Here is a 15,135-nt window from a genome sequence, read left to right as displayed (position 1 = left end):
TGAAAAACACAGCTAAAAAACTATCTATGACTAATCTTCCTGGTCAAGAAATCACCAATGAATTGAATGGCAAAGATGATAACCAAAATCAAAAGAGTTGCTAAAAAGGTCACATCATCATTATAGCGCAAGTAACCATAGGATAGTGCAACTTGTCCCAAACCACCTGCTCCTATGGCTCCAGCCATGGCAGTGTAGCCCACCAATGAAACCAAAGCAAAAGTTGTCACACGAATTAAGTCTGGTAGCCCCTCACGCAGATAGACAAGGACAATATCCCAGAAAGTCGCACCTGATGCCTGAGCAGCCTCAATGACACCACGGTCCAATTCTGACAAGACCACTTCAACCTGACGGGCAAAGAATGGAAATACTGAAAGAGCAAGGGGCACCAAAGCCGCGTCTGTACCAATGGTTTTTCCAACAATAATTTTTGTCAAAGGAGCAATAGCTGCCAACAAGATAATAAATGGAATGGCCCGGAAGATAGAAGCCACCTTGTCCAAAATCCAATATGCAGTCTTATTGGCAATAACCCCACGTGGACCTGTCAAAACCAAGAATAAACCAGACACCAAGCCCATAAATCCACCGAAAGCAAAGGAAACAAAGGTCATATAGAGGGTCAAATTAAAATGTGTTAACCAACCTGTCTGACCATCCCAGCCCAATTTATAAATATCTGGAAAATTCGTTTGAATCCATTCTAACATCTAGTTCGCTCCTTTCAAAATCGTCACTTCTACACGGGCCTCCGTCACTGCCTCAATCGCACGGTGCAACTGACCAGGTTCTCCTGATAAGATCACTACCATCTCACCGACTGGCGTATGGTCCAAAATTTCAATATTGCCATAAAGAATATTGGCAGATACTTGATAGAATTTATACAAATCATTGACAATTGCCGTATCCGTGTTGGAACCAGCGTACTTGAGTTGCACTAAAATGCTATTCTCAGGCAAATTCTTAACAATATCCTGCTGATAAATTTTTACCAAGGCCTCATCAATTCCTGTTGCTATTTTGATGAAATCCTGTGTCAATTCTTCTTTTGGATGAGAGAAGATTTCTAAAACTGAACCCTCTTCAATCAAGCGACCATCCTGCATAACAGCCACACGGTTACAAATGTCTTTCACAATCTGCATCTCGTGGGTAATCATGACAATGGTCAAGCCCAATTTTTCATTCAATTCCTGCAAGAGGGCCAAAATCTGCTTGGTCGTTTTCGGATCCAAGGCAGAAGTTGACTCATCTGAAATCAAGATTTTAGGGTCATTGGCCAAGGCACGCGCAATGGCAACACGTTGCTTTTGACCACCAGATAATTGGGCTGGATAGTTTTCAGCACGGTCAGAAAGCCCAACCAAGTCCAAGAGTTTGGCTACTTTTTCCTTCTTCTCTTCCTTGCTCAAACCCGAATGCTTAAGGGCAAAGGCGACGTTTTCTTCTGCCGTCATCTGCGCCATCAGATTGAAATGTTGGAAAATCATGCCAATCTCACGGCGTTTGCTCCGCAATTGAGCTGGGGTAAGTGTGACCTTTTCTCCCTCGTAAATTACATCCTCATCGATAGTAATTTTACCCGCTGTCGGCATCTGCAATAAATTAATCACTCGAACAAGGGTAGATTTCCCTGCTCCAGAATAACCTACGATACCGTAAATATCCCCTTGATTGATATGGATGGTCACATCCTTTACCGCTTCGATCGTACGTTTTTTCTGCTGGAAAGTTACATCAATGTTATCTAGCTTAATCATTTCCTTACTCATAACTTGCTATTAACTCCTCTACTAATTCAACATGGCTATAGTAGTCATCGATGCTGACATTTTCATCTCCTGCATGATCGCGACTGTTGGCATTACCCAGACCAAAGCCCACAATTGGTACACCTAAAGCGTGAAAGACCGTATGCATGGGACCTGTCCCCGGTGACGTCGGCAAGACAGCAACTCCTTCTGGTGTCAATTTTTTGGCCAATTCAATCACATTGACAATGGCAGGGTGGGACATGTCACTTCGATAGCTCATTTCCCCCAAAGTGAAGATAACCTCAATTTTGTCAAAACCATGTTTGTCCAAATGCTGTCGAATCTTATCTAATACATCATGCGGCTCCAACCCAGGTACCAAACGGACTTCCATCTTAGCAGAAGCCTGAGCTGGTATGATGGTCTTGACACCTTGACCAAGATAGCCAGTTGACAAGCCTTCAATGGTAATCGATGGTTCAAAATACAAACGCTTCAGAAACTCACGACGATCTTCTACCAAGGTTGGAAGAGTCAAGCCATAAATATCTTTCATAGACTGACTGGTCGCCAGTGCAAATTCCTCCACCAAGGCAAATTCACGCTCATTTGGCTCTTGCACTTGCTCGTAAATGCCATCTACCAGGATTCGTCCATCTGCAGCCCGCATGGATTGAAGTGCTGATAATAAATACCAGCTTGCCGAATCAATGACACCTCCATAGGAAGAATGAATATCCAAGTCAGCTGATTTGACCTGAAGATCAAAGGTCACAATTCCTTTATTTCCCCCAGCAATTTCTAGCTGATGTAGGCTATTGCGATGCCCCTGCTCCCAGACAAGTAAATCAGCACCGATTAAATGTTCTTTATATTTTGAAAGGTATTTGTCCAAGTCGACAGAAGCTGACTCTTCTGCCCCTTCCATAATAAAAATCACATTGACTGGTAGCTGACCATCTTGTCTAGCCTGATATTTTTTCAAGGCCGATAGACGAGCTGTGATATGGCCCTTATCATCATCTACCCCCCGACCATAGATATAACCTTCAGAAATAGTCAATTCAAAGGGGTTGCCCTTCTCCCAGACCTGATCCGCATCTGCTGGAACAGTGTCATAGTGATTGTAAAAAATCAAGGTTTTAGCATTTGGAACAGTTGCCTCAAACCTAGCCATGACAAATGGTGCTGCATAGCTGTCGTCTAAAACAACATCTGCCCCAGCCTCTTCAAACATTTCTTTCAAATAAGTCGCCACATCCAACAAACCAATCTGCTGAGCAAAAATGGATTTCTTTGAAATCAAGACCTTCAACTTTTCAAAATATTTTTGAATAATCGCATCATTTTCAAATGCTTGAACTTTACTATCTGCCATACTTTCTCCTCATACTCAATGAAAACCAATTAAATCTACTAACCAAAATCAAATATTCTCCCGCATTTCTGACTTTGGTTAAGAGATTTTTTCTTATCTCTATAAAAACAGATAGAGGGCTGAACAATGCTGCCCAGTCCTCAACCTATTTACATTTTACCAAACTGGCTCATCCATACCGTCTGAAGTCTCTTCAATAACTTTTTTCACTTCATCCGTTTGGTACGCTTCGATAATCTTCTTAATCGATGCTGCTTGCTCTGATTTTTCCCAATCGCTACGAGCTGCAATCAAGTTGTACCATTGTTTTGAATTTTCATCTTTTTGCTCTTTGTAAAGGGCATTTTTGTAATCCAAACCAGCTTCCAACACAAATGTGTTGTTTACAACTGCTGCATCAACTGAGCTAAGTGAGCTTGCTGTTTGGCTTGCATCCAACTCAGTGATTTTCAAGTTTTTCTTGTTTTCAGTAATATCAGCAATAGTTGCCAATTCTGTACCAGATACACCAACCTTGATCAAACCAGCTGTTTGAAGAAGGTAAAGAGCACGACTTTCGTTTGTTGGGTCGTTTGGAACCGCAATTTCTGCACCATCTGGAATTTCTTCCACTTTAGTGTACTTGTTTTTTCCATCAGCTGTACCTGAGTAAAGACGGATTGGTGCGATATAAGTATCCGCAATAGCAACCAAATCCTCACCATTTTCTTGATTCCAGTTGTTCAAGAAGTTGTAGTGTTGGAAAGCATTGATGTCTACTTCATTTTCAGCTACTGCCTTGTTTGGCTGTGAGTAATCTGTAAATTGAGTGAACTCCAATTTCACTTCATCATCAAGAATTTCTTGAACTTTATCCCAACGAGCTTGCTCAGAATCGCTCAAACTCATCACACCCACACGAACAGTTGTTGCTGAAGAATCAGATGAAGAGCTAGAGGACGAGCTACCACATGCAGCAAGTACACCTACTGACAAGGCAGCTGCTGCTAAACTAAATAATTTTTTTAATTTCATAATAAATATCTCCTTAAAATTAGAACTGTATCTATCTTAACACAGAAATTCAGTTCTGACCAATTGGTTTTTTTTATAAATGGCTATTGGTTTTCACTATAGCAAATACAAATGCAATTATAACAATTGATAATAATAAAAGAGGGAACCACTTCCCTCTTTAAAACACATCTATCAAATAGTGAAATAGCTCTCTGTGCTGTTTACAGTCATTGTACAAAAATTCTGGATGCCACTGTAGGCCAAACAGAGCCTGTTTGCCTTTACTTTCATAAGCCTCAATCGTACCATCTCTTGGATCTAGACCAGTCGCGACTAATCCGGGTGCCAAGTCTTTGATCCGCTGATGATGAAAGGAATTGATTTGACTTCCTTGAGCAAATAACTTACCGACACGACTTTGTGGTTTGACTTGCAAACGATGGGAGGTGCCCACCAGATCAGTTTGCCAATGATTAGCAACTTCTTGCTCCAAGCTACCACCAAGTGCAACATTCAGTAACTGCATCCCACGGCAGACCGCAAAAATCGGTTTTCCCTGACGTAAGGCTTCAGCAATCAAAGCCAACTCAAATTCGTCACGCTCCAATAGATAATCATCACTGTCAATTAAACATTCCTGCCCATACAGACTTGGGTCAACATGCTGACCTCCTGATAAAATCAACTTATCAATCATGTCAATGTAATCTTTGGCTAAATCAGGAGTTCCCATAGGAATAACCATTGGTACACCACCAGCCTGACGAACACCGTCTGCCAATTCACGCGCAACTGTCACGTAAACTCGACCAGATTTTGTTGGAAATTCTTGTTCATTTCCTGAAATTCCAATAATCACTTTTCCCATAAAAAGCTCCTTTCATTTATTTCGTTCATTGTAGCACGGCTCACTCGCCTTGTCTAATATAGAAGATTTATAGACTGATAAAAATTATTTATCAGCAGCCTCTAATACGTAATGCTCCCCGCTGATTTCTTTCCATTCGCCTTCCGTAATGAAATCCTTTAGGAGACCTGTCTGTGACAACTCCTGCAATTGAGCTCGTGCCTGATTAGGATCTAAACTTAAATTGGATTGCAAAAGATAGCGGGTGTAGGGATGTTGGGGATCTTGAAAAATATCCTGCGCAGGCCCAATTTCAACCAAACTACCCTTGTACATGACCGCAATCCTATCAGCAAAATGCCGCACCAAGTTTAGGTCATGAGAAATGAAAAGATAGGTCAAACCTAAATCTACTTGAAGCTGGTTAAGCAAATCCAATATGGTTGCCTGAATCGAAACATCCAGAGCAGAAGTCGGTTCGTCACACACGATAAATTGCGGATTGGATACAACTGCCCGAGCGATTCCAATACGCTGACGTTGGCCTCCACTAAAAGATTTTGGGCGTTTATGTACAGCATCCCCCTGTATACCTACCTTTTCCAACATTTTTAAGTTATTAATATTATAGAAAAAAATTAAGCTTGGTCTCTTAAAAAAGGTATAGCTAAAAACTATAGCTTCCTCTAATTTTTTACAATTATACAAGTGTTCTTTTTTTTGTTAGTATAGGTGCATAAAAATATTTTGGAGGAACTACCATGACGACTACCATTATCGGCTTCCCACGAATCGGAGAACACCGCGAATTAAAATTTATTACCGAAAAATACTTTAGAAATGAAATTCCACAGGAAGAACTTTTGCTTGCTGCCAAAGAATTGCGCGCTAAACATTGGAATATTGTAAAAGAGGCAGGTATTACTGAAATCCCAAGCAACGACTTCTCACACTATGACAATGTTTTGGATGCAGCAGTACTATTCAACATCGTACCTAAAGCAGCACAAAACCTTGATTTGACTGACCTTGAAAAATACTTCGCTTTGGCGCGTGGCTATCAAGGAGAAAAAGGGGACGTTCGTGCTAGACCGATGAAAAAATGGTTCAACACCAACTACCACTATATCGTTCCAGCTATTGAAAAAGACACAGAAATCAAACTAGCTGGTCAAAAGATTTTCGATGAATTCCAAGAAGCAAAAGACTTAGGTATCTCAACTCGACCAGTCTTAATCGGACCATTTACTCTCTTACAATTAACTGATTTTGAAGAAGGTTTAACTGCTACTGATTTCGCTGACAGCTTAGTTGCAGCCTATGGACAAGTTTTTGAAAAATTGGCAGAACTTGGCGCTGAAAAAATCCAGCTGGACGAACCGAGCTTGGTCAAGGATTTGACTGCAGATGAAAAAGCCCTGTTCCTAAATATCTATCAAACTCTCTTGGCAGACAAAAAAGGCTTGCAAGTCCTCATCCAAACCTACTTCGGTGATGTTCGTGATATTTACACAGAATTGACTAATCTACCAGTCGATGCCATCGGTCTTGACTTTGTAGAAGGTAAGGAAACTGCTGCACTTGTTGCAACAGGCTTCCCAGCTGACAAGACCCTTTACGCTGGTATCGTCAACGGTAAAAATATCTGGCGTAACCATTATGAAAAGAGCTTGGCTATTCTGGATGCTATTCCAGCTGAAAATGTCGTCCTAACAACTTCTTGCTCTCTTCTTCACGTGCCTTTCACAACAGCAAATGAAGAGTTTGAACCCGCAATTCTCAACCACTTTGCCTTTGCAGTTGAAAAATTGAACGAATTGCGTGATTTGGATGCCATTCGCAATGGACAAGGCGAGACAGCCCTAGCAGCAAACAAGGAACTTTTCTCCCTTGAACGAGTTGGTCGTGACAAAGTGCTCGCAGACCGTCTTGCAGGACTGACAGACGCTGACTATACACGCCTACCAGTCTTTGCAGAACGTGAAGCCATTCAACGTGAGAAATTGAACTTACCACTTCTTCCAACAACAACGATTGGATCTTTCCCTCAAACAAAAGAAATTCGCAGCACACGCTTGGCTTTCCGCAAAGGAAATATCTCAGAAGAAGAATACGATACATTTGTTAAAGCTCAAACAGACGAATGGATTGCATGGCAGGAAGAAGTTGACTTCGATGTCTTGGTTCATGGTGAGTTTGAACGAAACGACATGGTAGAATACTTCGGTGAAAACCTTTCTGGTTATCTCTTCAGTAAGAACGGATGGGTCCAATCATATGGTATGCGTGGGGTAAAACCACCAATCATCTGGGGGGATGTGACGCGCTTGAACCCAATCACTGTTAAATGGTCAAGCTATGCACAAAGCCGTACAAACAAACCAGTTAAAGGTATGTTGACAGGGCCAGTAACCATCCTCAACTGGTCATTCCCTCGTGAAGATATTTCTATTAAAGAATCAACTCTTCAAATCGCCCTTGCTATCAAGGAAGAAGTTCTTGACCTTGAAGCAGCGGGTATCAAGATTATCCAAATTGACGAAGCAGCTTTACGTGAAAAATTACCACTTCGTCGTAGCGACTGGCACAGTGAATATTTGGATTGGGCGATTCCAGCCTTCCGATTAGTTCACTCAACTGTTGCACCAGATACGCAAATTCACACTCACATGTGCTATAGCGAATTTACAGACATCATTCCTGCCATCGACAATATGGATGCGGACGTTATCTCCTTTGAAGCCAGCCGTTCAAATCTCGTTATCCTAGATGAACTCAAGGCTAAGAATTTCCAAACTCAGGTAGGTCCTGGTGTCTATGATATCCACTCCCCACGTGTTCCATCTGTAGAAGAAATTTCTCATACGATAGAAGCCATTCTTGCTAAAGTACCAAAAGAAAAAGTGTGGATTAACCCCGACTGCGGTCTTAAAACTCGTGGTGAAAAAGAAACAAAAGTCAGCCTTATCCACTTGACTCAAGCAGCTAAGGCAGCCAGAAAGGAACTCTAATTTATGATTGGTCAAACCCCAAGTCTCTCATTTGAAATTTTTCCTCCAAAACCAGAAGTAGGCAATGAAAAAATTATCCACGCGCTTAATGAGATGCAGGGTTTGGCCCCTCACTTTATTAGTGTGACTTGTAGCAACAACAATTTGAATGTTGAAGAAACAACTGTTAAGTTAGCAAACCATGTGCACAATGAGTTACATATTCCAACCATTGCACACTTACCTGCGGCTTATCTAACAAAGGAAAAAGTTCGGTCTGTTCTTCATTCTCTCGACAAAATTGGTGTCCATCAGATTTTAGCCCTGCGTGGAGACATTATCAATGGACTTTCTCCAAAGGAGGATTTCAAATATGCAACTGATTTAGTTTCCTTTATCAAGGAAGAAGCTCCTCAATTTGATATCATCGGAGCTTGCTATCCAGAAGGACATCCTGAATCGCCAAACGCAGTATCAGATATCAAGAACCTAAAAAAGAAAGTGGACGCAGGTTGTTCGACATTAGTATCACAACTCTTCTTCGATAATGAAGCCTTCTACAATTTTCAAGAGAAATGCATTCTAGCAGACATCGAAGTACCTATTATTGCAGGTATCATGCCTATTATCAACAGGAATCAGGCACTTCGACTCTTGAAAACATGTGAAAACATACGCTTGCCCCGTAAGTTTAAAGCCATTTTAGAAAAATATGAGCACGATCCTGAATCACTTCGGGCTGCAGGTCTTGCCTATGCTGTGGATCAAATTGTTGATTTGGTCACTAATGATGCGGCTGGTGTCCATCTTTATACAATGAATAATGCTGAGACAGCCAGGACTATTCACGAAGCAACTCATGCCTTATTCAAACATTATAGTTAACGCATTCCCCCTTGGACTTTTCGTTTAAGGGGTCTTCTATTTACAAATTTCCTCATACAGCTAATACAAACCCTTTTACATTTCTTCAATTTGTCTCAAATTAGTCGTAACCCGCTTCCTACATTCTATATATTTGACAAAAAACCTGGTTTCTTAGAAACCAGGTTGATGTATATAAACCATGTTAGATAATGGCCAAAATGATAAAGTTTAAAATAAACAGTGCTGTAGCACCCCAAAGAATTGGGTGAATTTCTTTAGCCTTACCTGTTGAAACTTTTACCAAGCAATAGAAGATAAAGGCTGCTGCAATACCGTAAGAGATAGAGAAGCATAGTGCCATAAAGAAGGCTGCAAAGAAGGCTGGAAGCGCATCTTCAAATCGGCTCCAATCCACATCAAGGAATGAGGATACCATCATGACACCGACAATAATCAAGGCTGGAGATGTCGCTGCCGCTGGCACGATTCCAACAAATGGCAAAATAAGAATAGAAAGAAGGAAGAGAACTGCTGTTGTGACAGCTGTCAAACCTGTACGCCCACCTGCTGAGATACCTGCAGCAGACTCAACATAGGTTGTGGTATTTGAAGTACCAAAGATGGCACCAATAGATGTACCAATTGCATCTGCAAAGAGCGCTCTATCCATTTTTGAATTGAAACCTGTGCCATTTTCAAGTGCTTTTTCATCTTCAGCAGAGAAGATACCAGTCTTACGACCTGTACCAATGAACGTACCCAAAGTATCGAATGTATCTGACAAACTGAATGCAAAAATGGTCATCAATACTAATGGTAAACGGCTTGAATCAGCAAATAGTGAGCCGATTCCTCCAAAGGCTGCAAGGAAGGTTGTCCCTAATTCTCCAAATGCTGAACCAATATGATTATCTGCAAAACTAATAGAAGATAAATCAACTACACCTGCTGGGATACCTGCTAAAGTTGTCGCGATAATACCAATCAAGATAGCACCACGTACATTTTTAATAACCAAAACAGCTGTAAGAATCAGACCAAATACAGTAAGAAGTACACTTGGATCAGTGAAGGTTGTGATAGAAGGAACTACACCACCGCCAGCTAAGACAGAGAAAACACCATTTGAGAATGTTTCTGCTGTTGCATCCGCCGGGGCAACACCATTGACTGTAATGATATCTGAACCAGATGTTAGGAAAGTAATCAAGTTAGAATTTTTGAAACCAAGGTAGGCTACAAATACCCCAATACCTCCACCAATAGCATGTTGCAAGCTAACAGGAATCGCCTTAATAATACTTTTACGAACTTTTGTAACTGTGATAAAGATATTAAACAAACCACACAAGAATACCATACCAAGTGCTTCTTGCCATGTGAAGCCCAAACCAATAACTACTGTATAGGTGAAAAAGGCATTCAACCCCATACCTGGTGCCAAAGCATAAGGTACATTTGCAAATAGCCCCATTACTAATGTAGAGACCGCACTGGCAATAATGGTCGCCAAGAAAACAGCTTGTGTTGGCATACCCGCAACACTCAAAATGCTTGGGTTAACAAATAAAATATATGACATTGCAAAGAATGTCGTAAGCCCTGCCATAATCTCTGTCGAAACAGTCGTATTATGTTCTTTTAGTTTAAAAAACTTGTCCATTTTTCATTTTTCTCCTTTATTCACGAACAATAAACTTATTATACCGGAAATAAAATAATATTTCAATAGAAATGAACGCTTTTTCCAGTAATTTTTACAGAATCCTCTTAAATATTTGTTGAAACGTTCGTTTTTTGTGAACTATATTGCATTCTCTACTATTAAATAGCTGAACTATTAATTTTTTGATTATCTTACTGGTTTTTGATATACTGTCACTTATTAGCTATAAAATGGAGTAATATAAACATTAAATGATGAAGAAAAAAATGATAGCAATTGATTTGGATGGAACGCTTTTAAATCAAGAAAGCCAATTATCCGAGTACACAATCTCTACAATTAAAAAAGTAAGAAAACAGGGACACCTAGTTTTAATTGCTACTGGACGCCCCTATCGGATGGCTGAAACATTCTATCAACAACTGGAGTTAGATACACCGATGATTAATTTTAACGGGTCATTGGTACATATTCCAAATCGAAGATGGGAATGGGAAAAGAATGTTTTAATCGATAAAAGCTATCTATTAGAATTTTTAAAATCTGAAGATACATTTGAAGCCGAGTTTATTGCTGGTGAGTATAAAAATAAATTCTTTATTACACAAAATCATCTGGACCGAGTTGATCCTAGCTTGATGGGAGTTGAACAAATAACACCTGATACACTTATTAAACCTGAATTAATCACTTCTGACCCACATTCAATCCTCATGCAGACAAGAGCAACTGATAAATACGCACTTGCGGAAGAAATGAGATCTTATTTCAAGAATGAATTAGAAATCAATACCTGGGGTGGACCTCTCAATGTATTGGAAACCTGTGCAAAAGGTGTTACTAAGGCTTCAGCTTTGATTTATTTATTGGATATATTTCAATTAGATGCAAAAGATTTGATTGCATTTGGGGATGAACATAATGATGTAGAAATGCTTGACCTCGCTGGAAAAGCATATGGCATGAAAAACTGTAGTGACACACTTCGCCCCCATGCTGATCAGATGACTGAATTTGCCAATTTTGAAGATGGTGTCGCAAAAGAATTAGAAAAATTATTTTTATAAAAAATTATATGCTCTGAAAAATTATTTTCAGAGTTTTTGTTTTGTACAAAAGTGATGATATCAGGAGTTCTTCGGCCAATAAAACATATGCGAAGCAGTATTATTTTATAGTTTTTCTGAAAGTTTTCCCAAACTTATTTACATATATACTTGACATTTTTATGTAAGCGTTTTATAATATACACGTTACAAGGAATATGAAGGCCTTTTCAGACTTTCATAGGATCTAAAAAAATTTAGGAGGATCAATAATGAGTATTGGAATCATTATTGCAAGTCATGGCGAATTTGCTGCTGGTATTCATCAGTCAGGTTCAATGATCTTTGGCGAACAAGAAAAAGTACAAGTCGTTACTTTTATGCCAAGCGAAGGTCCTGATGATTTATATGCCAAGCTGAATGCAGCCGTTGACGCATTCGATGCCGATGATGAAGTTTTGGTTTTGGCTGACCTTTGGAGTGGTTCACCATTTAACCAAGCAAGCCGCGTAGCTGGTGAAAATCCAGACCGCAAGGTAGTAATCATCACAGGTCTAAACTTGCCAATGCTTATCCAAGCATACACAGAACGTATGATTAATGCTTCTGCTGGTGTGGAAGAAGTTGCGGCAAACATTATTAAGGAAGCCAAGGATGGAGTGAAGGTTCTTCCAGAAGAACTTCAACCAGCTGAGGCTACTCCTGTGGCAACTGCCACTCCTGCTGCACCTCAAGGTGCTATCCCTCCAGGAACTGTTATTGGTGACGGCAAGTTGAAAATCAACTTGGCTCGTATCGATTCGCGTCTCTTGCATGGTCAAGTGGCAACTGGTTGGACTCCTGCTTCTAAAGTAGATCGTATTATCGTTGCATCTGATACGGTTGCAAAAGATGAATTGCGCAAACAGCTCATCAAACAGGCTGCACCTGGTAACGTAAAAGCGAACGTTGTACCAATCAAGAAATTGATTGAGGTATCAAAAGACCCTCGCTTTGGTAATACACATGCCTTGATTCTTTTCGAAACGCCTCAAGAAGCTCTTGAAGCGATTGAAGGCGGACTTGAAATCAAAGAATTGAACGTCGGTTCTATGGCTCACTCAACTGGTAAAACAATGGTCAACAACGTATTATCAATGGATAAAGATGACGTTGCAACATTTGAAAAATTGCGTGACCTTGGAGTGAAATTTGACGTTCGTAAAGTACCAAACGATTCGAAAAAAGACTTATTTGAACTTATCAACAAGGCAAACGTTCAATAAATCGATCTGTTAGTATAGAAAGGATTACAACATGTCAGATATTACATTTATTTCTGCAATTCTCGTTGTCATCGTCGCCTTCTTTGCTGGTCTTGAAGGTATCCTTGACGAATTCCAATTCCATCAACCATTGGTTGCTTGTACCCTTATCGGTCTCGTTACTGGTAACTTAGCTGCAGGTGTTATGCTTGGTGGTTCTCTACAAATGATTGCCCTTGGTTGGGCTAACATTGGTGCAGCTGTTGCTCCTGACGCCGCTCTCGCTTCAGTTGCTGCTGCTATCATCATGATTAAAGGTGGAGACTTCACAACTGAAGGTATTGCCGTTGCTACTACAACTTCTATCCCTCTTGCAGTAGCTGGTCTTTTCCTTACTATGATTGTACGTACAATCTCAGTCGGTCTTGTACACGGTGCTGATAATGCTGCTAAAAGTGCTAACTTTGCTGCAGTAGAACGTTACCACTTATTTGCTCTCCTTCTCCAAGGTTTGCGTATTGCCATTCCTGCTGCTCTTCTTCTTGCAATTCCTGCAGAAGCTGTTCAATCAGTACTTGAAGCAATGCCGGCATGGTTGTCAGGTGGTATGGCCGTTGGTGGTGGTATGGTTGTTGCGGTTGGTTATGCAATGGTTATCAACATGATGGCAACTCGTGAAGTTTGGCCATTCTTCGCACTTGGTTTTGCATTTGCTGCAATTAGCCAATTGACTCTTATCGCACTTGGTGTTATCGGTGTTGCAATTGCCATTATCTACCTTAACTTGTCTAAACAAGGTGGTTCTGGTAACGGTGGTGCTTCATCTAACGACCCAATCGGCGATATTCTTGAAGACTACTAAGAGAAGGGAGATTTAACCATGTCAGAAAAAATTCAACTTTCCGTAAGCGATCGTAAAAAAGTTTGGTGGCGTTCAACCTTCCTTCAAGGTTCTTGGAACTACGAGCGTATGCAAAACTTAGGTTGGGCATATGCAATGATTCCAGCTATCAAAAAACTCTACACTAAAAAAGAAGATCAAGCTGCTGCCCTTGAGCGCCACTTGGAATTCTTCAACACACACCCATATGTTGCTTCTCCAATCCTTGGTGTAACACTTGCCCTAGAAGAAGAACGTGCTAATGGTGCTGAAATCGATGACACAGCAATCCAAGGTGTGAAAATCGGTATGATGGGACCTCTTGCAGGTATCGGTGACCCAGTTTTCTGGTTTACTGTTCGTCCGATTCTCGGTGCCCTTGGTGCTTCACTTGCAATGACTGGTAACATCGTTGGTCCACTTCTATTCTTTATCGGATGGAATGCTATCCGTATGGCCTTCCTCTGGTATACTCAAGAATTTGGTTACAAAGCTGGTAGTGAAATCACTAAAGACATGTCAGGTGGTATCCTACAAGATATTACAAAAGGTGCTTCTATCCTTGGTATGTTCATTCTTGCTGTACTTGTTCAACGTTGGGTTTCTATTACTTTCTCTGTAAACCTTCCTGCTAAACAATTGTCAGAAGGTGCCTACATTGTCTTCCCAGAAGGTACAGTTACTGGTACTGAGTTGAAAGGTATTCTTGGTCAAGCTCTTGGCGGATTTAGCCTTGAACCAACTCAAGCACAAACTTTACAAGGCCAGTTGGACAGTTTGATTCCAGGTTTGATGGGACTTCTCCTTACTTTCCTCTGCATGTACTTGCTTAAGAAAAAAGTAACACCAATCACAATGATTATCGGTCTCTTCATCGTAGGTATTCTTGCTCGTTTCTTCGGAATTATGTAATCAATTACCCCGCAAATGCGGGGTTTTATGATATAATGAATATCTAAGAAGGGAACACTATGGCACAATCACAAAATACAAGCATTGAGCTACAAACCACAGGAGTTTCTTACATGGGATTTGGTGGTAAGGTTGGCAAATTTTTACTTGGTGACAAGGCTCTAGAATTCTATCCTGATAGCAACGTTGAGCGTTATATCCAGATTCCTTGGTCAGAGATGACTAGCATTGGTGCAAATGTTTCTGGAAAAACAATCAGTCGACATTTTGAAATTTACACCAAAAAAAGTCGATTCCTGTTTGCTTCCAAAGACTCTGGTAAAATTCTCAAAGTTGCTCGTGAGCATATCGGTAATGAGAAAGTCGTCAAATTACCAACCCTCATTCAAACAATTGGAAGAAAAATTTTTAATCTATTTGCCAAAAAATAGAAAATCAAGTATAATAAGACAAACGGATAAGTAATTAGTTTAGCTTTTCAGAAAGTCTGCGGTTGCTGTGAGCAGATAAGTAAAATTAATGAAATTCTACCGTTGCTACTAAAATTAA

The 15,135-nt window shown here is 40.4% G+C and carries 13 protein-coding genes and 1 pseudogene; 7 read left to right on the top strand and 7 right to left on the bottom strand.

Going from position 1 to position 15,135, the window contains the following annotated elements; genetic code table 11:
• Positions 1-20: 20 nt before the first annotated feature.
• From D2A30_02485 to D2A30_02460, 6 genes and pseudogenes are all read right to left on the bottom strand, one after another.
• Entirely contained in the window at positions 21-713 is a 693-nt protein-coding gene (locus D2A30_02485; GenBank protein ULL20536.1) for an ABC transporter permease, read from the bottom strand.
• Positions 714-1,778: a methionine ABC transporter ATP-binding protein gene (locus D2A30_02480; protein ULL20535.1), complete on the bottom strand. Its 1,065-nt coding sequence runs from the start codon at positions 1,776-1,778 to the stop codon at positions 714-716.
• Positions 1,771-3,138, bottom strand: a complete 1,368-nt coding sequence (locus D2A30_02475) for a M20/M25/M40 family metallo-hydrolase (protein ULL20534.1) — start codon at positions 3,136-3,138, stop codon at positions 1,771-1,773. The genes D2A30_02480 and D2A30_02475 overlap by 8 nt, the downstream gene beginning before the upstream one ends.
• A 156-nt stretch (positions 3,139-3,294) precedes the next feature.
• Entirely contained in the window at positions 3,295-4,152 is an 858-nt protein-coding gene (locus D2A30_02470; protein ULL20533.1) for a MetQ/NlpA family ABC transporter substrate-binding protein, read from the bottom strand.
• 160 nt (positions 4,153-4,312) lie between these two features.
• The gene (locus D2A30_02465) at positions 4,313-5,002 is read right to left on the bottom strand and encodes a gamma-glutamyl-gamma-aminobutyrate hydrolase family protein (protein ULL20532.1); all 690 of its coding nucleotides are present in this window, start codon (positions 5,000-5,002) and stop codon (positions 4,313-4,315) included.
• An 84-nt stretch (positions 5,003-5,086) separates the two neighbouring features.
• Positions 5,087-5,590, bottom strand: a pseudogene (locus tag D2A30_02460) (ABC transporter ATP-binding protein).
• A gap of 152 nt (positions 5,591-5,742) precedes the next feature.
• Between D2A30_02460 and D2A30_02455 the strand changes: the two are divergent.
• Complete coding sequence (locus D2A30_02455) at positions 5,743-7,992, top strand: 5-methyltetrahydropteroyltriglutamate--homocysteine S-methyltransferase (GenBank protein ID ULL20531.1); 2,250 nt, start codon at positions 5,743-5,745, stop codon at positions 7,990-7,992.
• Positions 7,993-7,995: 3 nt separating this feature from the next.
• Positions 7,996-8,856 carry a methylenetetrahydrofolate reductase [NAD(P)H] gene (gene metF, locus D2A30_02450; GenBank protein ULL20530.1) on the top strand — a complete coding sequence of 287 codons (861 nt, stop codon included), beginning with the start codon at positions 7,996-7,998 and terminating at the stop codon, positions 8,854-8,856.
• Positions 8,857-9,040: 184 nt separating this feature from the next.
• On the opposite strand, the gene D2A30_02445 is transcribed toward metF, so the two are convergent.
• Positions 9,041-10,501, bottom strand: a complete 1,461-nt coding sequence (locus tag D2A30_02445; GenBank protein ULL20529.1) for an NCS2 family permease — start codon at positions 10,499-10,501, stop codon at positions 9,041-9,043.
• Positions 10,502-10,758: 257 nt separating this feature from the next.
• Here D2A30_02445 and D2A30_02440 point away from each other — a divergent pair, with 257 nt between their 5' ends.
• The 5 genes from D2A30_02440 (at position 10,759) to D2A30_02420 (ending at position 15,017) form a co-directional block, all read left to right on the top strand.
• Positions 10,759-11,571 (top strand): HAD family phosphatase, encoded by an 813-nt coding sequence (locus D2A30_02440; protein ULL21972.1) that lies wholly within the window; start codon positions 10,759-10,761, stop codon positions 11,569-11,571.
• Positions 11,572-11,822: 251 nt separating this feature from the next.
• Positions 11,823-12,815, top strand: a complete 993-nt coding sequence (locus D2A30_02435; GenBank protein ID ULL20528.1) for a PTS mannose transporter subunit IIAB — start codon at positions 11,823-11,825, stop codon at positions 12,813-12,815.
• 31 nt (positions 12,816-12,846) lie between these two features.
• Positions 12,847-13,656, top strand: a complete 810-nt coding sequence (locus D2A30_02430) for a PTS mannose/fructose/sorbose transporter subunit IIC (GenBank protein ULL20527.1) — start codon at positions 12,847-12,849, stop codon at positions 13,654-13,656.
• Between the two features lie 18 nt (positions 13,657-13,674).
• On the top strand, positions 13,675-14,586 hold the full coding sequence (locus tag D2A30_02425; GenBank protein ULL20526.1) for a PTS mannose/fructose/sorbose transporter family subunit IID: 912 nt from the start codon (positions 13,675-13,677) through the stop codon (positions 14,584-14,586).
• Positions 14,587-14,645: 59 nt separating this feature from the next.
• Positions 14,646-15,017, top strand: coding sequence for a DUF956 family protein (locus D2A30_02420; GenBank protein ID ULL20525.1), 372 nt, complete (start codon positions 14,646-14,648; stop codon positions 15,015-15,017).
• The last annotated feature ends 118 nt before the right edge of the window (positions 15,018-15,135 follow it).

It is taken from the genome of Streptococcus suis (genome assembly GCA_022354845.1).
GTDB lineage: Bacteria > Bacillota > Bacilli > Lactobacillales > Streptococcaceae > Streptococcus > Streptococcus suis_AA.
The sequence above is the reverse complement of the archived record's forward strand: the minus strand, read 5'-3'. Positions and strand labels throughout refer to the sequence as shown.